The sequence below is a fragment of the Chryseobacterium viscerum genome, from assembly GCF_025949665.1.
Lineage (GTDB): Bacteria > Bacteroidota > Bacteroidia > Flavobacteriales > Weeksellaceae > Chryseobacterium > Chryseobacterium viscerum_A.
Window position 1 is genome coordinate 96,147 of record NZ_JAPDFT010000004.1, and the last position, 21,235, is coordinate 117,381.

At 37.5% G+C, this 21,235-nt stretch carries 17 protein-coding genes and 2 riboswitches; of the genes, 3 read left to right on the plus strand and 14 right to left on the minus strand.

Annotated elements, in window-relative coordinates:
* The first annotated feature begins 259 nt into the window (after nt 1–259).
* Nucleotides 260–2,527 carry an aconitate hydratase gene (locus OL225_RS19095; RefSeq protein WP_264519253.1) on the plus strand — a complete coding sequence of 756 codons (2,268 nt, stop codon included), beginning with the start codon at nt 260–262 and terminating at the stop codon, nt 2,525–2,527.
* 167 nt (nt 2,528–2,694) lie between these two features.
* On the opposite strand, the gene OL225_RS19100 is transcribed toward OL225_RS19095, so the two are convergent.
* Nucleotides 2,695–3,372 carry a LytR/AlgR family response regulator transcription factor gene (locus tag OL225_RS19100; RefSeq protein WP_264519254.1) on the minus strand — a complete coding sequence of 226 codons (678 nt, stop codon included), beginning with the start codon at nt 3,370–3,372 and terminating at the stop codon, nt 2,695–2,697.
* Nucleotides 3,365–4,384 (minus strand): sensor histidine kinase, encoded by a 1,020-nt coding sequence (locus OL225_RS19105; protein WP_264519255.1) that lies wholly within the window; start codon nt 4,382–4,384, stop codon nt 3,365–3,367. The genes OL225_RS19100 and OL225_RS19105 overlap by 8 nt, the downstream gene beginning before the upstream one ends.
* 191 nt (nt 4,385–4,575) lie before the next feature.
* Between OL225_RS19105 and OL225_RS19110 the strand changes: the two genes are divergently transcribed.
* Nucleotides 4,576–6,699: an outer membrane beta-barrel family protein gene (locus OL225_RS19110; protein WP_264519256.1), complete on the plus strand. Its 2,124-nt coding sequence runs from the start codon at nt 4,576–4,578 to the stop codon at nt 6,697–6,699.
* A 107-nt stretch (nt 6,700–6,806) separates the two neighbouring features.
* Here the strand turns inward: OL225_RS19110 and OL225_RS19115 are convergent, their stop codons facing one another.
* The gene (locus tag OL225_RS19115; RefSeq protein WP_264519257.1) at nt 6,807–9,545 is read right to left on the minus strand and encodes a TonB-dependent receptor plug domain-containing protein; all 2,739 of its coding nucleotides are present in this window, start codon (nt 9,543–9,545) and stop codon (nt 6,807–6,809) included.
* A gap of 298 nt (nt 9,546–9,843) precedes the next feature.
* Nucleotides 9,844–9,941: riboswitch (SAM-I-IV-variant riboswitch) on the minus strand.
* Nucleotides 9,942–10,060: 119 nt separating this feature from the next.
* On the opposite strand from OL225_RS19115, the gene OL225_RS19120 reads away from it, so the two are divergent.
* Nucleotides 10,061–12,286: an outer membrane beta-barrel protein gene (locus OL225_RS19120; protein ID WP_264519258.1), complete on the plus strand. Its 2,226-nt coding sequence runs from the start codon at nt 10,061–10,063 to the stop codon at nt 12,284–12,286.
* A 182-nt stretch (nt 12,287–12,468) separates the two neighbouring features.
* Here the strand turns inward: OL225_RS19120 and OL225_RS19125 are convergent, their stop codons facing one another.
* From OL225_RS19125 to panB, 11 genes are all read right to left on the minus strand, one after another.
* Nucleotides 12,469–13,176, minus strand: a complete 708-nt coding sequence (locus OL225_RS19125) for a HesA/MoeB/ThiF family protein (protein ID WP_047377346.1) — start codon at nt 13,174–13,176, stop codon at nt 12,469–12,471.
* Between the two features lie 26 nt (nt 13,177–13,202).
* On the minus strand, nt 13,203–14,321 hold the full coding sequence (gene thiH, locus OL225_RS19130) for a 2-iminoacetate synthase ThiH (RefSeq protein ID WP_264519259.1): 1,119 nt from the start codon (nt 14,319–14,321) through the stop codon (nt 13,203–13,205).
* A 9-nt stretch (nt 14,322–14,330) separates the two neighbouring features.
* Nucleotides 14,331–15,107, minus strand: coding sequence for a thiazole synthase (locus OL225_RS19135; RefSeq protein WP_264519260.1), 777 nt, complete (start codon nt 15,105–15,107; stop codon nt 14,331–14,333).
* Entirely contained in the window at nt 15,104–15,718 is a 615-nt protein-coding gene (locus OL225_RS19140; RefSeq protein ID WP_264519261.1) for a thiamine phosphate synthase, read from the minus strand. The genes OL225_RS19135 and OL225_RS19140 overlap by 4 nt, the downstream gene beginning before the upstream one ends.
* 4 nt (nt 15,719–15,722) lie before the next feature.
* Nucleotides 15,723–16,460: a hydroxymethylpyrimidine/phosphomethylpyrimidine kinase gene (locus tag OL225_RS19145; protein WP_264519262.1), complete on the minus strand. Its 738-nt coding sequence runs from the start codon at nt 16,458–16,460 to the stop codon at nt 15,723–15,725.
* Entirely contained in the window at nt 16,436–17,023 is a 588-nt protein-coding gene (locus OL225_RS19150) for a thiamine phosphate synthase (RefSeq protein WP_264519263.1), read from the minus strand. The genes OL225_RS19145 and OL225_RS19150 overlap by 25 nt, the downstream gene beginning before the upstream one ends.
* Complete coding sequence (gene thiC, locus OL225_RS19155; RefSeq protein WP_264519264.1) at nt 17,020–18,831, minus strand: phosphomethylpyrimidine synthase ThiC; 1,812 nt, start codon at nt 18,829–18,831, stop codon at nt 17,020–17,022. Before thiC ends, OL225_RS19150 begins: the two co-directional genes overlap by 4 nt.
* 24 nt (nt 18,832–18,855) lie before the next feature.
* Nucleotides 18,856–19,062 (minus strand): sulfur carrier protein ThiS, encoded by a 207-nt coding sequence (gene thiS / locus OL225_RS19160; protein ID WP_047377339.1) that lies wholly within the window; start codon nt 19,060–19,062, stop codon nt 18,856–18,858.
* Between the two features lie 57 nt (nt 19,063–19,119).
* A riboswitch (TPP riboswitch) is annotated at nt 19,120–19,216 on the minus strand.
* 143 nt (nt 19,217–19,359) lie between these two features.
* A complete protein-coding gene (locus tag OL225_RS19165) occupies nt 19,360–20,037 on the minus strand; it encodes an RluA family pseudouridine synthase (protein ID WP_264519265.1) in 678 nt (225 codons plus the stop codon).
* An 11-nt stretch (nt 20,038–20,048) separates the two neighbouring features.
* Entirely contained in the window at nt 20,049–20,363 is a 315-nt protein-coding gene (locus tag OL225_RS19170) for a hypothetical protein (RefSeq protein WP_126652688.1), read from the minus strand.
* Nucleotides 20,364–20,366: 3 nt separating this feature from the next.
* Nucleotides 20,367–21,182 carry a 3-methyl-2-oxobutanoate hydroxymethyltransferase gene (gene panB / locus OL225_RS19175; RefSeq protein ID WP_047377336.1) on the minus strand — a complete coding sequence of 272 codons (816 nt, stop codon included), beginning with the start codon at nt 21,180–21,182 and terminating at the stop codon, nt 20,367–20,369.
* Nucleotides 21,183–21,235 lie beyond the last annotated feature (53 nt).

Here is a 21,235-nt window from a genome sequence, read left to right on the forward strand (position 1 = left end):
TTAAAGATTTAAAATCTTCCAATTTTTTGTTTAGAACGCTTCTATTTTAAGATAGTTACGTTTTTTTTTCGATAAAATCCGGAAAATAAATTCTAATTTTTCTTAAATTGAAAGTTATAAAATCTATTGATTTTGGAATCAAAAACACCCCTGTTTATGGATTATAGGAACGTTTTTTGATATATAAAAAAGTGATTTTTCTTTTTCAGACAGTAGAAAAAGAAGCATTAACGGAAAAAGAACAAAACTAAATTAAGATATGACTTTTGATATTGATATGATCAAAAAGGTGTATGAGCGTTACCCGGAAAGAATTGCTGCGGCAAGACAAACTGTAGGAAAACCTCTTACCCTTTCAGAAAAAATCCTTTACACCCACCTTTGGGAAGGAAATGCTACACAGGCTTATGAAAGAGGAAACTCTTATGTAGACTTTGCACCAGACCGAGTAGCAATGCAGGATGCCACTGCACAGATGGCCCTTTTACAGTTCATGCAGGCAGGAAAAACTAAAGTAGCTGTTCCTTCCACTGCCCATGCTGATCACTTGATCCAGGCGAAAGTAGGTGCTGACAAAGACTTACAGGAAGGGATCAACAAAAATTCTGAGGTATTCAACTTCCTTAGTTCTGTATGTGATAAATACGGAATCGGATTCTGGAAACCGGGAGCAGGTATCATTCACCAGGTTGTACTGGAAAATTATGCCTTCCCTGGAGGAATGATGATCGGTACCGACTCTCACACGGTAAATGCAGGAGGACTGGGAATGGTAGCAATCGGTGTAGGAGGTGCTGATGCAGTAGATGTAATGGCAGGAATGGCATGGGAACTTAAAATGCCTAAACTTATCGGAGTAAAATTAACCGGTAAAATGAGCGGATGGACTTCTGCAAAAGATGTTATCTTAAAAGTAGCAGGAATCCTTACTGTAAAAGGAGGAACAGGATGCATCGTAGAATATTTCGGTGAAGGTGCTGAATCCCTTTCCGCTACAGGTAAAGGAACTATCTGCAACATGGGTGCTGAAATCGGAGCTACAACTTCTACTTTCGGATATGATGATTCTATGAGAAGATATCTTTCCGCTACAGGAAGACAGGATGTAGTAGATGCTGCTGATAAAATCGCTGAACACTTAACAGGTGATGCTGAAGTATATGCTAACCCTGAACAATATTTCGACCAATTAATAGAAATTAACCTTTCTGAACTGACTCCACACTTAAACGGACCTTTCACTCCGGACTTGGCGACTCCGGTTGCTGAATTCAGATCTAAAGCTGAAGCTAACGGATGGCCTTTAGAAGTTGAGTGGGCTCTTATCGGTTCTTGTACCAACTCTTCTTATGAAGATTTATCAAGAGCTGCTTCTATCGTAGAAGATGCAGTATCAAAAGGAGTAAAACCTAAAGCTATATTAGGAATCAACCCTGGTTCTGAGCAGGTAAAATTCACAGCAGAAAGAGATGGTTTCTTAGATTCTTTCAGAAAATTTGAAAACGCAAGAATCTTTACTAATGCTTGTGGACCATGTATCGGACAATGGGATAGAGAAGGCGCTGAAAAAGGAGAGAAAAACTCTATTATTCACTCTTTCAACAGAAACTTCGCCAAAAGAGCTGACGGTAACCCAAATACCCACGCATTCGTAGCTTCTCCTGAAATGGTAGCTGCTGTGGCGATCTCAGGTAGACTAGACTTCAACCCGATTACAGATACATTAACTAACGAAGCAGGTGAACAGGTAAAACTTGACGAGCCTAAAGGTTATGAACTTCCTTCAAAAGGATTCGCGGTAGACGATAACGGATATCAGGCTCCATCTGAAGATGGTTCAAGCGTTGTTGTGAACGTAAGCCCTACTTCAGACAGACTTCAGTTATTAGAAGAATTCCCGGCTTGGGATGGTAAAAACATTGAAGGAGCTAAAGTATTGATCAAAGCTTTCGGGAAATGTACTACTGACCACATTTCTATGGCTGGACCATGGTTGAAATACAGAGGTCACTTAGACAATATTTCAAACAACATGTTGATTGGGGCTGTAAATGCTTACAACATGGAAACCAATAAAGTTAAAAATGAATTAACCGGTGAATACGGTGAAGTTCCGGCTGTGCAAAGAGCTTACAAAGCGGCAGGCGTTCCAACAATCGTTGTGGGAGACCAGAACTATGGTGAGGGTTCTTCAAGAGAGCACGCTGCCATGGAGCCTAGACATCTGGGTGTAAAAGCAGTATTGGTAAAATCATTTGCGAGAATCCATGAAACCAACCTTAAAAAACAAGGAATGCTTGGAATCACTTTCGCTAATGAAGCTGATTATGATAAAATCCAGGAAGATGACACTGTTAACTTCTTAGATCTTGATCAGTTTGCTCCAGGAAAACAGTTGACTTTAGAATTCGTTCATGCTGACGGAACTAAAGACATCATCATGGCCAACCACACTTACAACGATCAGCAGATTGATTGGTTTAAGGCTGGTTCTGCTCTGAACCTGATCAAACAACAGGAAAAATAAGATTAATTGTTAGATTAATTAATATAAAGACGGCTTCAATTGAAGCCGTCTTTTTTTATTTTAACCGTATTAAAATTTTCTTTGCTGAACTTTGGTAAATGTTCCAAACCTTACAGGTTTTAGAAACCTGTAAGGTTTAACTCTCAAATTAATATCATGATATTCTATCACTTTAATCTATCAAGAAGACCTGCTCTATAACTTTCTCCTATAGGAATCTCATATTCAGGAAGAATCACTTTTTTAGCTCCAATACTTTTGACTTTATCCAGGTTGACAATGAAAGATTTATGAATCCGTACAAACCTTTCAGAAAGCTGATTTTCCATTGATTTAAGAGTATCCAGAACAATAAACTCATCGTTTTCCGTCCGGATATTAACATAATCTTTGATACTTTCCACGTAAAGGATCTCGTGAAAGCCGATACGATGCCTCTGCCCGGAGGATTTCACAAAGAAATGGGTATTTTCCTCCTGTGGAAAAGAAAACCGCTCCTGAACCTTTAATACACTCTTTTGAAATCTTTCAAAGGAAATAGGTTTTAAAAGGTAATCCACAACATTATGTTCATATCCTTCCAGAGCATATTCTGAATAGGCTGTTGTCAGAATATACTTTTGATCAGGCCCAACAATCTTCATAAAATTGATTCCTGTAAGCTCAGGCATCTGAATATCCAGAAAGATGAGGTCGGAATCATTTTTCTGAAGATATTCTAAAGCAAGAATCGGGTTTTCTGTAGAAAAAACCAGTTCAAGAAAAGAGATTTTTTCTACATAATGTTCAAGAAGAGAGATTGCCAGTGGCTCATCATCCACAATGATGCATTTGATCTTATTCATCCCGTAATTCAATTTTTAAATCTACAATAAATTCTGTTTCTGAATCACGGATCTCAAGCTGATGTTTAGGATATAATATTTCCAGCCTTTTTTTTACATTCTGGATTCCTATTCCTGAAACGGTATCTTTCATTTTATGTGTTTTAAAATTTAAAAGATAAAAATGCAGCACCTTATCATGATCTGAAATTTTCATTTCAAAACCTTTATCCCGGAAATCACCATGTTTGAAAGCATTCTCAACAAAAGGAACCAACAGCATCGGTGAAATTTTAAGCTGTGGGTGCTGAATATCTTTTTCGATACTCAACAGTTCAGGATTTCTGATTCTAAGCTTTTCCAGCGCAATTAAACTGTCAATATATCCAATTTCTTTATCCAGAGAAATTGAGTCTTTTTCAAGATCTTTTGTGCTGTACCTCAGCAATTGCCCAAGTTCTTCAATGGCAGGAAGTGCTTTATCCGATTTTTGATACACTAGGGAATAGATATTATTTAATGAATTAAAAATAAAATGAGGATTGATCTGGGTTTTCAACGCCTGAAGTTCTGCCTGTTTTTTTTCAATCAGAAGTTGCTTTTTATCATTTTCAGCAACACCATATTTCTCTACAATCCACAAAATTCCTGCAATGAAAACGGTCAATGATGCATTGTAGATATTATCTGTCAAATAATATAAAAGTCCGGTATCTTTATTATAATTTCTGAATCCAAGAGTAATAGGAAGCAGCACTTCTTCAATTCCATACCGAATGACACCAAAACTTAAAATAGAGATCAAAAAAACTAAAACAGCAGAATAAAGTTTCTCCAGATTTAATACTTTCGGAATAATAACCAGATACAAAAGATAAAAAGTAGAAATTTCAGTAATAAAATAAGTAAAATTCAGCACATACGTTTCAAATCCTCTTCGCTCAGGAAAAAAGAAATAAGGGGTGATATTGTTTCCTATAAAATTGAAACTCCAATAAAAAATCTGAAGCCAGATAATTTGCTTTTTATTCATATTCAAATATAAATCTCTGTGGGGATAATTCATCAACCCTTTTCGATAAAAACCTATTTTTTTCCGACGAAACTATTTTTACATGCATAATCCTGGGCTTCGTCTAAACGCTATTTCCAATCAAAGGCTCTCCCTATACTTTTGTCAGAGAAATTCAACATAAAGATCAATTAATCTGACATTGATAACCTATGAAAAAGCACCTTTTATTAATAACTACCCTTGTTTGTTCTTTTATAACAGCACAAACAAAAGACACTGCTAACGTCAACAAAATTGAGGCAGTAACGATGAATGGCAAAAAAGTTCTTGTAGAGCGTAAAGTGGACCGCCTGGTTTATAATGTTCAGAATTCTATGCTTTCACAGGGTAGTTCCGGAACTGAGGTGTTGGCTGGCACTCCATTATTACAAGTGGATGAAAATAAAGGTCTTCTTTCTATTGCCGGAAAAAACGGTGTTTCTGTGATGGTGAATGACCGGATGCTGAATCTTTCCGGATCTGAACTGATTAATTATCTGAGAAACCTCCGTTCTGAAAACATATTGAAAATTGAAGTTATTACTACTCCACCTGCCAAATATGAAGCTCAGGGAAACAGTGGAATTATCAATATCGTTCTTAAAAAGAATCAGAATCTTGGATGGAGCGGCTATCTGAATACCAATTACACACAGAGAACATATGCTGGTTTCAGCAGTGTAGCAGGAGTAAATTATCAGAATGAAAAAGTAAAAGCCTCCGTAAAAGTAATGGGCTATGACGGAGATAAAAGATCAGTGGAAAAATATAATATTATCGGCCAAAATTCTTCTGTCAGCAAGGATGAAAGAAGGGATATGAATGACGGACTCGGTCTGAATGCAAATTTTGACTATTCTCTTTCTAAAAATTCCAATATCGGATTGGTATACGATATTACAAAGGGACATACCAATATGGATATCCATTCAACACAAAGTTACTTTACAGATGGTATGCCTACTTTACAAACAGAGACGGATTCAAAGCATCGTTCTCCTTTTACAACCCAAATGCTTAATCTCTATTTTGATCAAAAGTTGGGGGAGCATAAACTTAGTTTTGGAGCCAACTATTATGGAAATTCACCTGATACGGAAGTTAATTTTACGACAAGAAATGTCACCAGCAATGCAATAGAGGTTGTGAGAAACCTTTCTTCCGTAGATTATAAAATCTACTCCGGACAGGGTGATTTGACTTTAAACTTCAAAAAAATTCAGGTAGAAACAGGTGCAAAATACAGCCAGTTTTCTAATAATTCAGACATCGCATATTTTAATTTTAACAATGGAAATTATATCATAGATCCGGCAAAGAGTAATCTTTTTGATTATAATGAAAAGAATTATGCAGCTTATATCAGTGCCAGTAAAGACCTTGGCGAAAAATGGTCAGTAAAAGCCGGACTCCGTTATGAATATTCACAAACCAGCGGTTTCTCTCCTACTACACAATCTAAATCTGAGAATAATTACGGAAAATTTTTCCCAACAGCCTATTTGTCTTATAAAGTCAATCAGGATAATCAGTTCAGCATTAATTATTCCCGAAGAATCAATCGCCCTTATTTCCGGGCTTTAGATCCGTTCCGATGGTATTCTAATCCTAATACGTATTATACCGGAAACCCAAGCCTGCAGCCCTCTTTTAATCATAATATCGAATTCAATTATATTTTTAAAAGTAAACTCTCTGCCAACCTTTACTACCAGAGAACCACGAATAATTTTGACCAGATTTCATTCCTGAACGGAATTAACCTTGTCAGTACTTATGAAAACTATTACAATCAGAATGTTTATGGGATCAATTTCAATTATACAGATACCTATTTCAAAATCTGGGAAAGTAATATCTCAACTTCGTTCAGTGTTAATAAGACCCAGATTACAAAATTCAATCTGGTTCCTAAAAACGGACAGTCATTTTATTTTTCTTTGAACAATACTTTCCAACTGAATAAAGCTAAGACATTCATGCTATTTGTCAATTACTGGAATAATCTTCCTTCCAGAGACGGATATTTTTCTATGAAAAACACAGCAAGTCTGGATGCAGGAGTAAAAATGAGTTTTGCGGAAAAAGCCCTTCAGGTCAATCTTTCTGTAAGCGATATTTTCAGACAGTCCGGATTGAGAGCTGATATGTATTTTACTGATAATACACAATCTTTCAACAACTATTGGGATGCCAGAAGAATGAACCTCAGCATCACCTATAATTTTGGAAATCAGAAAGTAAAGTCAAATAACAGAGCGGTTAATTTTGAAGAAAAAAACCGTGCCCAATAACTGCAAAAAACTAAGCTCAGGGAATTTTTCCTGAGATAACCATCATCATATATAAAAAAAACAGAGTGCATAGCTCTGTTTTTTGTTTAAATAATTCATCCCAACATTTAGAACCTGAATTCAATTCTTGCAAATAAGAACCTTCCTCCTATTCCATACTGAGAAACCTGTCTGGAATATACAAACTGGTTATCAGCCGTTAATGAACTTATATTCGGGCTTTTGGAAGGCAGTATATTCAGGATGTTATTGCTTCCGATAGTTGCTGAAATATTTTTATTAAAATCATATCCTACGGATAAATCTGTCACAAAGCGGTTATTAAGAACAAAATGCTCTGTACTTCCTGTTACTCCGTCAAAATTAGCATCTAAAACATCTGCATCCGTCACTTTACCGAAGAAAGAATTACGCAGCAGGAAAGTAAATCCGGAAACTCTTAAAGTATTAGATAAAGTAGCTTTTACGCGGGGTACAGCTTCTTCAAAATACACTCTATTCGGTTCTGAGAAATAATTATCAATCTGGCTTACCAGTTTAGGCGACGCATGAATATCTCCGATTCTTTTGGTCTGATTAAAGTTAATTCCCAGATTATTCTCTAAGGAAACTCCCGATGAAATTTTTGAATTTTGAGAAATGGTAATATCCAACCCCTTTGTCTGAGAATCTACTGCATTGGCAAAGAAGTTGGCAGCGCTAGCTCTTGCCAGATCAAAGGCACTTTGCAATACCTGATCATCATCATTTTTAATTTTATCCGGACGGAAAAACAGATCCGTAAGCACTACCCTATCCTTAATCTTTATTAAATAAGCATCTGCTGTAAAAGTCAGACTTAATGACGGAATTTTCCATGTAATTCCTGTGCTGTAGGATTGTGAAGTTTCTTGTTTTAATTTCGGAATACCCAGTGCCTGTGCTGCTTCAGAATTATTTCTAAAAGTACCGACCTGCGTGGTTTTTCCCTGCTGAATCAGTGTAGAAGTAGAGCTATAATAAATTTGCGCTAATGAAGGTGCTCTAAATCCTGTAGAAACAGCTCCTCTCCAGTTTAGATTGGGAGCCAGTTTTACATTGGTTGCCAGCTTATAATTGAATGTAGACCCGAAGTCTGAATAATTCTCATATCGTAAAGCTCCTTCCAACAGCCATCCGTCGGTAACTTCCAGTTCTGCATCTGCATAAGCTGCAATACTGTTTCTATTTCCTGAAACGGCATTTTCCGGACTAAACCCTGGGAACACCTGTGCTCCGGCTGGTCTTATACTTCCGAAGAAATCGGTTACTTTTTCATTTTCAGGGGTTTTGGCTGTTACCACACGTCCATAAATATCGTACGAAGCATAAGAATTTTCTTTTCCTGCATTTACTTTATAATTTTCATGTCGGTATTCAGCGCCAAATGCTAGATTTAATCCTTTCAGGACATCATACTTTTTGGAGAAATCCAGATTGACGGTATTTTGTGAAAACTCAGACCCTCCAGCATCAAAAGTTCGTGGAGAACTATCTGTAAGCGATGCATTAAAGGTATTGACAACTCCAAAACCGAAAACGTTTTTGCCAAATGTATTACTGAAATCTACATTCCAGCCATTCCATTTTCCTTTAATTCCGGCAGCAAGAGAATAATCATTTACAGCTGCTTCAATCTGAGGGAGATATCCATTAGGAGTAACTGCATTGATGTTTCTCTCCGTATTTGGGAGTCTGTAAAATCCTCCGGCATTTCCAAGACGGTAGCTATAGCCTCCAAAAGAGTACACTTTCCAATCCTCATTCACAGGAATTTCAGAATTAAAGAAGAGCTGCCCCGATTGTAGCTTAGACTGTCCGGCTCTCAGGCTAAAATCTTTTCTTTCCAATCCTCTGTAATTAAGTTCCTGGGAAGTAAAATCTTTACCTAATATTTTTTGAAGGTCAGCAATACTGTTTGCCCCTGAGATCTGAGACTGGAAATCAGTTCCAAAATAACCAACCTTAGTCGCATATTGTTTTACCGTATTGATAATCTGCTGAGTATTGGAGGTGTTGGTAATATTTTTATACAAACCATCAATATTAACTCCGTCCTGTAATGCTCTGTAATTAATAGCATTATACGCATTGAAAATATTTCCTTCCCTTACTCCGGCTCTGGAATAAGGATCACGGTATTGCGCAGAACCTGTCACGTTAATAAATCCGGATTTTCCAATTTTCGCTCCATAATTAAGATCTACAGAAATGGTTTGTCCGTCCACTCCTCCTGAGAAATTATTAGCAACAGGCGAAGCATATCCACCGAGAAATACCTGTCCGGAAAGTCCTAATCTTTTTTTCAATCCCAGGTTAACTACTCCTGCAATGGCATCAGAACCATATTGAGCAGAAGCTCCGTCTCTTAAAACCTCAATTTTTTCCAAAGCAAAAGCGGGAATAGCATTAAGATCAGTTCCTACAGAGCCTCTTCCCGGTGTAAGCGTTACATTAATCAATGAAGACTGATATCGTCTTTTTCCATTGAGTAACACTAAAACCTGATCCGGTCCTAATCCTCTTAAAAGAGCAGGATCTACAAAGTCAGTTCCATCGTTCACCGTGTGTGAAGTGGATGAAAATGAAGGGACAATATAATTTAAAGCCTGGCTGATATTGTTCGTCGGGCTTTGCTTTAAAATTTTTGATATGTTAATGATATCTACCGGAACAGGGGTATCCGTCAATGATCTTCCGGAACCTCTTGACCCAAGGATAACCACATCATCTATTTTTTTAGATTGTAAAGTGTCCGTCTGTGCGTAATAAAATGTAGAGATAAGCGCGAAAGAAGGAATAAATATTTTTGTTTTGAAATTATGCATGTTGTTGGTTGTTTACTTTTTGTTGTTAAAAATTGTTTTTTGAGCAATACAAATCCTGTAACCCTAAAATGTAAGGTTACCATTGATGTTCGGAATGTTTGTATTATTTTTTTAAATAGAAAATGCTAGAAGCAACAACACATGCGCATATAGAAATGGCATGAAAACATATCAGAATAATGAAGACTCACTTCATGATCTGAAGAATAAAAAATTACTGATGGAATGTGATTTCCCTTGTCTTTAAACATTTGACTTTACCTTTAAAACAAAAATTCAAGATGGAAGTAATGATAGAATGATAAACATTTTTTCCGGAAGATCCGGCTTATCGATTGCAGCACCTTGCTTGTTTTTGCAGGTTGCTATCCCATCTAGAGATTCTTGATAATTACCTGGCAAAGATATAATTATTTCGGAAATAAAAAAAATTTAAGCTTAGTTTTTCGATTTTCACAATTTTAGCGTAACAAATTATCTTTTTCAGCGTCTAACCGGATATCAGTAAAAACATTATGAAAAAAACGATTTTCGCTTTATCTTTATTAGGCTCTATTTTTGTTTTCTCGCAGGAGAAAAGTAATAAACCTCAGGAAAAACAAATTGAAGGGGTAGTGATCACCAAAACTAAAAAAGCCGTTGAACAAAAAGCAGACCGTACTATTTTTGACTTTTCCGAACAGCCTCAGCTGAACAACGGAAACGTTTTGGAGGGAATTAAAAAACTTCCGGGACTTGTATCTACCGACATCGCAGGAATGATGTATCAGGGAAAAATGCTTGAAGTGTATCTGAATGGGAGACCCTTGAACATCACTTCCAATGAATTAAACTCCTTCCTTGAAGGAATGCCCGCCAACTCTGTAGAAAGAATTGAGGTAATCACCCAGCCCGGCGCTGAATTTCCGGCTACTTCCGGAGGTGCGATCATGAATATTATCACTAATAAAAACGCCAATAAATATTTAACAGCAACTTATTCCGGGAATTATTCTTTCACGAATTATGATAAATACAGAAACAGAACAACCAATTCTGTTAATTTAAATGCAAGAAATAAATATTTCGGATGGCAGCTGAACGTAGGTCAAAATTACCGTGAAAGTATGCTGAATGGCCAGCAGGATGAGCTTTTAACAAGTCATACCGATAGATACGGACGTGGATATTTTGCAAAATCAGGCTTAACTTTTGATTTGGGGCAGGACAGATTATTATTAAACTACGATATTTATCACAATAATAATGACAATTATACTTTAAGTAATGGTCATGGAGATTTGCCTTTCCAGAATAATCCAAAAGATTTAAGAGAAGCTTTTTATACATCTTCGGATGTTGCTCATACCAATAGCCTGAGACAGGAAGCTGTTGTAACGTATCAAAAACGTTTTGCTGACAAATCTCAAAAACTGGACTTTCAGTTTGGGTATACAAGATCAGACAGTAAATTTTCTCAGGATAATTTCTTTCAGGATGGGACATTTGTAATGCCTGCAAACCCGCCAATCAATAGTCCTACCAATGGTTTGAAAGATATTCTGAACAATAAATCTGTGATGAATATTGCCAACTTCAAAGTAGATTATGCCCAGCCTATCAAGCTTCTTGATGGCGGAAAAGTAAGCTTTGGAGGTTTATACGAGAAACAGGATTATGATACGGAAAGTTTTGGTTTAACCAATCTTGAATATCAGAGACAAACGGCATCTACCTATTTGGAGTTTCAGGCAAAATTGAAAAAATTTGACTTCACATTAGGTTCCCGTGCTGAGAACTATGATATTTCAGGAGTAACAAGATATTTTGATAAAGATGCGAAATTGGTAGAGGCTAATTTGATTCCTTTCAATAAGTTTAAGTTTTTCCCGAATGCGAGTGTACAGTATAACATGATGAATCAGGTTTATATTGCCGCAAATTATAACAGAAAAATCAGTTTACCTAGTATTTCTGCCCTGAACCCGAATAACGTGACGTTCTCCGGACCAAGTACAGAAGTAAATGGTAACCCCAATCTACAGCCTACTATTTTTGATAACTATGAATTGAAAATTTCGGCTTTTGATTATGCATTTATCGGATACAGCGTAAGTTCGGCAAGCAATCAGGTAGCACAGATCATCCGAAAAGATGGAAGAAAACTTTTCAACGAGCAGGTGAACATTTCAAATATGAAAATTCACAACTTCAACGTGGGATTACCGGTTCCTTTTATGATTTTCAGCAAGCCTTTAAGCGAAATTATGAAGTTTAATTTCAATCCTGATAAAATTAATTTCATGTACTTATATGCAGGATATCAGAAGCATGAAATCAACAATCTGAATAATAAAGGGTTCTGGATTTTTAATATCATGACTCAGATTATTTTGCCGAAAGACATCAAACTGACAGCCAATTACAGTTATCTGACTCCAAAGGCAGGATATTTCTACTTCACGGCAGAGAAACCGTTCAACAACTCTCTTGATATTACGTTGACGAAGAAGTTTATGAACAACCGTCTGACACTTTCTGTTTTTGCGAATGATATTTTCAATGGACAGATGATGCAGGTACGTTCTAACCCGCCATCAGGAACTCCGGTAATGATCAGCAGTAAATATGACACGAGGAATTTCGGATTTTCCATCAACTATAAAATTCCGACAAGAAATAAACTGGCGAAAGAGGACCCGAATATCCTGAACCAAACTAAAAAAGAAGATAACGGAGGTGTAATGCAGCAGGCACAATAATCCTTTTTTGTAATAGAATAAAAATAGGCGGTAAATAATTATCGTCTATTTTTTTGTAGGTAAGTTTTTGGCTAAAGCCAATGGACGGTTTTATAAAAGTAAAACGGGCTAAAGCCCGTTTCTATTGATATTAAAATGGTGTTATTTGTGAAAGATTCGTGATATTAGTGTTTATACTAACATCAGAAATCTATCGTCTGAAATCTCCAACTCAGCGTATCTACCAAAGTCAGCTGATTAACACTCACAGGAAGATTAGTAATAATTTTTAACGTCTGAAGAGCCATCATGCTTCCTATCATCCCGGGAAGAGCTCCCAATACGCCAAGGCTGTCACAATCCGGCACATCTTCATCAAAAGGTGGTTCAGGGAAAATATCCCGCAAGTTTTTGCTTCCATTATGATTAAATACAGCAACTTGTCCTGAAAATCCTAAGATACTTCCGTAAACCAAAGTTTTATGCAATTTTATACAGGTATCATTCACCAGATATCTTGTTGAAAAATTGTCTGAGCCGTCAACAATAACATCGTATTGAGAAATGATTTCTTCGGCATTCTCTTTATTGATTTTCTCTTCAATTCCTATCAATTTCACCTGATGATTGAGTTCTTTTACAAATGTTTCTGCGCTCTTCACTTTGGATAATCCTACTCTGTTTTCGGTATGTATAATCTGCCTATTCAGATTATGAAGTTCAACTTCATCAAAATCGATAACGCCTAGAGTTCCTACTCCTGCGGCGGCAAGATATTGTATAACCGGACTTCCTAAACCTCCGGCTCCAACGACAAGAACTTTGGAAATTATTATTTTCTTTTGTCCCTCAAGTCCTATCTCTTCGATAAATATCTGCCGGCTGTATCGTGAAAAATGATCTTCTTTCATAATTATAACTGAACCATTAAGATTCTTTAAAATCCACTGTACACGGAATCCCAGTCTTTCATCACAGGATCATAGCCTGCTTTTTTGATCATGAGTCTGATTTCATCCATACTTCGTTCATCACTGGTTTCAAACTGTTCCAGAGATTCTTTATCTACAGCATAACCTCCAGGGTTGGTTTTTGATCCAGCACTCATGGCTGTTGCTCCCAGAGACACTATATTATTCCTGAATACTTCATTTTCTCTGGTAGAAATGGAAATTTCAAGGTCTTCATTCCAGATTCTGTAAGCACAAATGAGCTGAAGAAGATCTCTGTCTTCCATAATAAAATTAGGTTCAATGATTCCTTCTGCCGGTCTGAGCCTTGGAAAGGAAACAGAAAACTTACTTTTCCAATATTGTTTCTGAAGATAATCTATGTGTAATGCATTAAAAAAACTATCAACTCTCCAATCTTCAAGTCCAAGGAGAACTCCGAGTCCTATTTTATGAATTCCTGCTCGTCCAATTCTGTCCGGAGTTTCCAGTCGAAAATGAAAGTTTGATTTCTTACCTTTCGGATGGTATTCTCTGTAGACATCCTGGTGGTAGGTTTCCTGATACACCAAAACAGAATGTACTCCTTCTTCATGAAGCAGTTTGTATTCTTCTTCCATTAATGGCTGTACTTCAATGGATATATTGGAAAAATGAGGTTTTAGCTTACGGACAGCATTCTGAAAATAAGGGACTCCCACTATTTTATTGGCTTCACCACTTACCAATAACACATGATTCACGCCCATGGATTTCAGTACTGAGGCTTCAATCATCAATTCCATATCGGAAAGTGTTTTTCTTTTCAGGCTATTATCGAGGCTGAATCCGCAATAGGTACAGATATTCTGGCATTCATTACTGAGATACAGCGGTGCATACAACTGAATGGTTTTTCCAAATCTTTTTTGGGTAAGCATCTGCGTCATTCTTGCCATCAGTTCCAGTTCATGAGAAGCGGCTGGTGACAGGAGATTCAGAAAATCATCAAGAGTTTTATTCTTTTTCTGAAGACTGTATCTTACCTCAGCCAGATTTACTTTTTCAAGCTTATCCTTTACCTCATCCCACTGGTAGTTTTCAAAAACATCTTTAAAGCTTTTCATGAGTATGATTTATTCAAATAAAAACGAAGTAAGCGGACTTGAAGCTTCAGCATGGTTGGCAATCGCTCCCAATCCAGATTCGAAGGCTCTTCTTCCGGCAATCACACCTTCTTTAAAAGCTAAAGCCATATTCAGTGGATTTCCGGCAACGGCAATGGCGGTATTCACCAAAACGGCATCTGCTCCCATCTCCATTGCTTTTGCAGCATCTGATGGTGCTCCAATTCCAGCATCTACCACTACAGGAACATTACTCTGGTTAATGATTATTTCCAAAAAGTCCTGAGTTCTTAATCCTTTATTGGTTCCAATTGGTGCACCCAAAGGCATTACTACAGCTGTTCCGGCATCTTCAAGACGTTTGCACAAAACAGGATCTGCATGAATGTAAGGCATTACAACAAATCCTAATTTGGCCAATTCTTCAGTGGCATATAAAGTTTCAATAGGATCCGGCAGTAAATATTTCGGGTCCGGATGAATTTCCAGTTTTACCCAGTTGGTTTCCAATGCTTCTCTGGCTAATTGTGCTGCCAATACCGCTTCTTTGGCAGTTCTTGCCCCGGAGGTGTTCGGCAGAAGATGAACGTTGGTTTCTTTTAATGAATCAAGCAGATCATCTTCATTAGATTGGGCATCAATTCTTTTGAGAGCCATCGTTACCATATCGGTTTCTGATGCGATGACAGATTGTACCATATCTCTCATACTCCCGAATTTTCCTGTTCCTAAAAACAGTCTTGATTCAAAAATTCTTCCTGCTATTTCTAATTTCTGATTGTTCATATCATTACTTTTTTTAGTTCATTAATAATAGTCGGCTGCTTTGTAATGAGCCCGGATACGGCAACACCATAAATCCCGATTCCCTGTAACGGCAAAATATCTTCAAGGGTAACGCTTCCGATGGCAAATATTCTAGGGATATCTATTGATTTTTCTCTTAATCCATCAATGATCGCCTGATAGCCTTCAAATCCAAGAACAGGGCTTAGTTTTTCTTTGGTTGTGGTAAATCTCAATGGTCCTAAACCGATATAATCACAAGATTCTTTGATTCTCTGAATGACATCTGAAAGGGTATTAGCCGTTCCTCCAATAATTTTATTTTCGCCTAAAATCAATCTTGCTTCTTCAATGGCGCTGTCGTTTAATCCTAAATGAACACCATCTGCATCTATTTCTTTGGCTATTTGTACATGATCATTGATGATACAAACCGACTGATATTCTGAACAAAGTTGTTTTGAAATTTCACAAAGGTTGATTAGTTCATTTTCAGGTGCATTTTTCCATCGAACCTGCACCCATTTGATCCCGTTGTCTAAGACTTTTCGGATACAAAGTTCCTGTTCGTGAAGGGTATTTCCTTGTGATATGTATTGTAATTTTTCCATTTTTCTATGAATGCGTTCCCAGTAAAGAGGGATTGCTTTTTAAAAATTTTTCGATGTATAATTTCCCATTTCTACAGGCAGTTTCCCTATTTTCACCTTTCGCAAGTTCTGCAGTTATGGCTGATGATAACACACAGCCGGAGCCATGTTTAGGAAAATAGGCTGCACTGCTTTCGGTTGGAACTAAAAGAGTTTCTTTTCCGTTTTCAACTAAAATATCCGTTCCTAAATGATCTTCCCGATGTCCTCCTTTGATCAGCAATGAGCACTGATTTGTATCTGACAAAAGATTATTTTCCTTTAAAACACTGTATTCATTATAATTGGGGGTTATTAAACTGAGTTGATTAACCGTATTTTTCAATTGAGGAAGTGTTTCAAGATCAAAAAATGTAAATTCGGAAGTGCTTTTCAGAATAGGATCCCACACGATTTTCACTTCAGGATTTCCTTTTTGAACTGTTTCTACAATCTTACCCAGAAATTCAGCATCCTTCACTATTCCAATTTTCACGGCTGAAACGGGGTAATTTTCCATCAACACTTGAATGGCTTCCGTTACTTCATCTATAGGGCGCCATTCTAAGCTCAGGCATTTGGCAGCGGTTTGCAATGTCAGTGCAGTACATACTCCCAGTCCTATAACTTTCGACTGTTCAAAGGTTTTACTATCTGATAACAAGCCTGCTCCACCACTGGGATCAAAACCTGCGATACTTATGACATAAGGCCGTTCCTGCATTTTCTGAATACTTTTAAAGGGTCTTCATTTTCCCAGATGGCACCTAATAACGCGGCTCCATCTGTTTCTGCTTCGAAAACTTCATTAATATTATCCTGATTAATTCCTCCAAGGGCAATCAATTTTACATCCGGATTGTTCCGGTGTTTTATTTCTTCTTTAATAGTGGAATCCATTCCATATCCTTTTTTGGAGATACTTGGAAAGAACGGGCTTATGAAAGCATATTCCCATTCTTTATCCAAAGTATTATAGGTTGTGATATCATGTACCGAAGTTGAAATGATATTTTCTTCTGCAAAAGGTTTATATACTTCTTCCTTTCGATCAATCTCCCTGAAATGAAATCTTGAAATATTAAATTCCTTCCCAAGATCATAATGCGTATGTAAAACCAATTGTGAATGAAAGGGTTCATCAATCTGGGTGATGAATTCAATCATTTCATTGCGGCTGAGCCATGGTTTACGGATATGAAGCAAGCCAAGTCCTTCCTGAAACATTTGATTAATTGTATCTGTTTCGTTCGGGGCAATCAATTCAGGAGTGATAACGAGGATCATATATAAATTTCTTTCCCTTTTTCAATGAATTCCTGTGATTTATCCAGCATTCCCTGTTCTGCAGATTCACGAATTTCCTGAGTAATTTTCATTGAACAGAATTTTGGTCCGCACATGGAACAGAAATGGGCAATTTTTGCACCTTCTGCAGGAAGTGTTTCATCATGATAGGCTCTTGCTGTCTCTGGATCTAATGAAAGGTTGAACTGATCTTCCCATCTGAACTCAAACCTTGCCTTGCTTAATGCATTGTCTCTATATTGTGCTCCCGGATGACCTTTTGCTAAATCTGCAGCGTGAGCCGCCAACTTATAGGTAATCACTCCTACTTTTACATCATCTTTATTCGGAAGACCTAAATGTTCCTTTGGCGTTACATAGCAAAGCATGGCACATCCAAACCATCCGATCATGGCAGCCCCGATTCCGGAAGTAATGTGATCATAACCTGGTGCAATATCCGTTGTTAAAGGGCCTAAGGTATAAAACGGAGCTTCATGACATTCTTCCAGCTGCTTTTCCATATTTTCTTTGATCATATGCATCGGAACGTGCCCGGGGCCTTCAATCATAACCTGTACATTGTGTTTCCATGCAATTTTGGTCAGTTCACCTAAAGTTTCAAGTTCTGCAAACTGAGCGGCATCATTGGCATCTGCAATAGATCCGGGACGAAGACCGTCTCCCAGAGAGAATGCAACATCGTATTTCTTCATGATTTCACAAATCTCCTCAAAATGGGTATACAGGAAGCTTTCTTTATGATGAAATAAGCACCATTTTGCCATGATAGATCCTCCTCTGGAAACAATTCCGGTGACTCTTTTTGCTGTTAAATGAATGTATCTCAACAAAACTCCTGCGTGAATAGTGAAGTAGGAAACTCCCTGCTCTGCCTGTTCAATAAGGGTATCTCTGAAGATTTCCCACGTCAGGTCTTCCGGAACTCCTTTTACTTTTTCCAATGCCTGATAGATAGGAACAGTACCAATAGGAACCGGACTGTTTCTGATGATCCATTCTCTTGTTTCGTGAATATTCTTCCCGGTGGAAAGATCCATAATGGTATCAGCTCCCCATCGGCAGGCCCATACTGCTTTTTCTACTTCCTCTTCAATACTGGATGAAACGGCACTGTTTCCGATATTGGCATTGATTTTCACCAGGAAATTTCTTCCAATGATCATCGGCTCACTTTCCGGGTGGTTGATGTTATTGGGAATAATAGCTCTTCCGGCAGCAATTTCGTCTCTTACAAATTCCGGTGTGATTTTACTTTTCGGAGTATTGGCTCCAAAACTATGTCCGGGATGTTGAAAAGCCATTTCTTTGGATACAGAGTCAAGCTGTTCTATTCTTTGATTTTCTCTGATCGCCACATATTCCATTTCCGGAGTGATGATTCCCTGTTTTGCATAGTAAAGCTGAGTAAGCTCTTTTCCTTCCTGTGCTACTTTAGGTTTATGATCATAGGAGAATCTCAGTTCATCAAGACGCTGATCTGCTAAACGGGCTTTTCCGTATTCAGATGTTATTCCGTCCAGAATATTCACATCATTTCTGTCCAGAATCCATTGTTCTCTGATTCTTGGAAGTCCTTTCTGAATATCAATAACTGCATTTTCATCGGTATAAGGACCTGAAGTGTCATAAATGGTAACCGGGGCATTATGTTCAAAGCCGCCATTGGTCAATTTGGTCGGGCTAAGCTGTATTTCACGCATTGCTACATTGATAGGGTGTAATGTTCCTTCAATATAGATTTTCTTTGAGTTCGGAAATGGCGAACATGTAATGGAGTGAGCCATAAGTATTGGTATTAAATATGAGAATTAACCGCCTTGAGTGGCAGTAATGATTAAAACTGAATCGTTATTGTTAAGGATGGTTTCCGCCCAGACTGACAGGGGAATAATGCGATTGTTGAGGGCTACAGCAATACCTTTCTTCTTTCCGGGTAGCTCAATAGCCAATAATGCTTCCAGGTTGGCAGGAAGTACATCAAATGTTTTTCGGGTGTGGTTGATAATAAGTTCCATTCCTAATAATTTAAATATACTTTAGGAATGGCTATTATTGTACAATAGAATGTACAGCAAAAGTCATCTACTTTTCCCTACGCTGGTATGATCCAGATCAGGTTCAAAGGGTAAAGTCTCAGTCTGTTGGTAACAGACACCCCTAAAGTTTGGGACGAAGTTAGACATTTTTTTAGAATGGGCAAAATTTTTTGAAGGGCAGAACAGAAAGCTAAATAATGAGAACAGGAAATTATTTAATCAAAAAAAATAGGCTGAAAGTGTAACACTCCCAGCCTATCTATTATTTTTCTCTTATTATTCTTCACAAGCCCTCCAGATCGCATCATTCTGCGGAACAGGAGCTATGATTTCAATGTTTTCTTTGGTTACCGGATGAATAAATTCCAGTTTTCTTGCATGAAGATTGATTCCTCCATCAGGATTGGAACGCGGTGCTCCATATTTCAGATCTCCTTTGATTGGAATTCCTGTTTTGGACAATTGTGCTCTGATCTGGTGATGTCTACCGGTTTCAAGATCAATTTCAAGAAGTAGGTAATTATCCAGAGTCTTAATAACATTATAAGTCAAAATCGCTTCTTTTGCTCCTTCCGTAGCTTTTGGAAAAACAATAGCTTTATTATTCTTCTCGTTTTTCTTTAGGTAATGAACCAGCTTTTGACTTTGCGGGATCATTTCTTTTCCTACAACGGCCCAATACGTTTTTTTCACTTCACGGTTTTTTACCATCTGTGTAAGACGGGAAAGTGCTTTAGAAGTTTTTGCATAGATCACCAGTCCGGATGTAGGACGGTCTATACGATGAACCAAGCCGAGAAAAACATTTCCCGGCTTAGCATCTCTTATTTTTATAAAATTCTTGATGGATTCTAATAGTGATTCATCTCCGGTTTTGTCACCCTGTACAAGCTGACCAACCTTTTTATTAATCACCAGAAGATGGTTGTCTTCATATATAATCTGCTCCTTCATATTTCTTTCATCTATCTTCTTCTATTGGATAAAGACAGGATAATCCCTGCCAAAAGACCTACAGTTTTAACAGCAGAAAGTTTTGAATCTTCCGGAATAAATGCTCCCAGTACACAGATCGCTGCAGCAGCGTACATTGCATACACAAAGTTCTTATTCGTAAGCAGCGGAGCCTGAATAAAGAAGCTTGCTCCTATCAGCACATAAAAAACTTTTCTTGAAAGTAAATGATTGATTTCCGGAGAAAATAGATTAAACCATCCTACAGCAAGACAAATCAAAGCTGCGATAGATAATATTCCCTGGATTGATTGTTGATTCTGCATGGATTAATAGCTTTCGTTTTCATTTGGAAACTCTACACTTTTCACATCTTTTACGTATTGAGCAACAGCTCCTGTAATTTCTGTGTAAAGGTCAAGATATCTTCTTAAGAATTTCGGGCTGAAACCTTTGTTCATTCCTACCATATCGTGATACACTAAAACCTGTCCGTCACAATCTGAACCTGCTCCGATTCCGATGGTAGGGATAGAAATACTTTCAGTTACTTTCTTCGCTAATTCTGCCGGAATTTTTTCCAATACAATTGAAAAACATCCTAATTCTTCCAAAAGCTGTGCATCAGCGATCAGTTTTTCGGCTTCTGCCTCTTCTTTAGCTCTTACTTTATAAGTTCCGAATTTATAGATGGATTGCGGTGTTAATCCCAAATGTCCCATTACCGGAATTCCGGCATTGATGATCTTTTTGATAGACTTGGAGATTTCTTTTCCGCCTTCAATTTTCACAGCATGCGCTCCACCTTCCTTCATCATTCTTACCGCAGACTCCAGTGCTTTTTCAGGGTTACTCTGATAAGTTCCGAAAGGTAAATCTGCTACCACCAAAGCTCTGTCGGTTCCTCTTACCACACTTTGAGCATGATAAATCATTTGATCCAGCGTAATAGGCAATGTAGTTTCAAAACCAGCCATTACATTCGCTGCAGAGTCTCCAATTAAAATAGCATCTACTCCACCTGCATCTACCATCTTTGCAGTGGTAAAATCATAGGCTGTAAGCATTGTTATTTTTTCCTTGTCGAATTTCATTTTACGCAAGGTTTCAGTTGTAACTTTTTTAATTTCAGAGTGAACAGACATAATTTATCTATTTTTAAAAGTTAAAAAGTCGGCCTTGGGCCGACTTAAGTTTT

Coding starts and splice junctions, on each gene's coding strand:
- OL225_RS19095 (WP_264519253.1), top strand. CDS start 260: ATGACTTTTGATATTGATATGATCAAAAAGGTGTATGAGCGTTACCCG.
- OL225_RS19100 (WP_264519254.1), bottom strand. CDS start 3,372: ATGAATAAGATCAAATGCATCATTGTGGATGATGAGCCACTGGCAATC.
- OL225_RS19105 (WP_264519255.1), bottom strand. CDS start 4,384: ATGAATAAAAAGCAAATTATCTGGCTTCAGATTTTTTATTGGAGTTTC.
- OL225_RS19110 (WP_264519256.1), top strand. CDS start 4,576: ATGAAAAAGCACCTTTTATTAATAACTACCCTTGTTTGTTCTTTTATA.
- OL225_RS19115 (WP_264519257.1), bottom strand. CDS start 9,545: ATGCATAATTTCAAAACAAAAATATTTATTCCTTCTTTCGCGCTTATC.
- OL225_RS19120 (WP_264519258.1), top strand. CDS start 10,061: ATGAAAAAAACGATTTTCGCTTTATCTTTATTAGGCTCTATTTTTGTT.
- OL225_RS19125 (WP_047377346.1), bottom strand. CDS start 13,176: ATGAAAGAAGATCATTTTTCACGATACAGCCGGCAGATATTTATCGAA.
- thiH (WP_264519259.1), bottom strand. CDS start 14,321: ATGAAAAGCTTTAAAGATGTTTTTGAAAACTACCAGTGGGATGAGGTA.
- OL225_RS19135 (WP_264519260.1), bottom strand. CDS start 15,107: ATGAACAATCAGAAATTAGAAATAGCAGGAAGAATTTTTGAATCAAGA.
- OL225_RS19140 (WP_264519261.1), bottom strand. CDS start 15,718: ATGGAAAAATTACAATACATATCACAAGGAAATACCCTTCACGAACAG.
- OL225_RS19145 (WP_264519262.1), bottom strand. CDS start 16,460: ATGCAGGAACGGCCTTATGTCATAAGTATCGCAGGTTTTGATCCCAGT.
- OL225_RS19150 (WP_264519263.1), bottom strand. CDS start 17,023: ATGATCCTCGTTATCACTCCTGAATTGATTGCCCCGAACGAAACAGAT.
- thiC (WP_264519264.1), bottom strand. CDS start 18,831: ATGGCTCACTCCATTACATGTTCGCCATTTCCGAACTCAAAGAAAATC.
- thiS (WP_047377339.1), bottom strand. CDS start 19,062: ATGGAACTTATTATCAACCACACCCGAAAAACATTTGATGTACTTCCT.
- OL225_RS19165 (WP_264519265.1), bottom strand. CDS start 20,037: ATGAAGGAGCAGATTATATATGAAGACAACCATCTTCTGGTGATTAAT.
- OL225_RS19170 (WP_126652688.1), bottom strand. CDS start 20,363: ATGCAGAATCAACAATCAATCCAGGGAATATTATCTATCGCAGCTTTG.
- panB (WP_047377336.1), bottom strand. CDS start 21,182: ATGTCTGTTCACTCTGAAATTAAAAAAGTTACAACTGAAACCTTGCGT.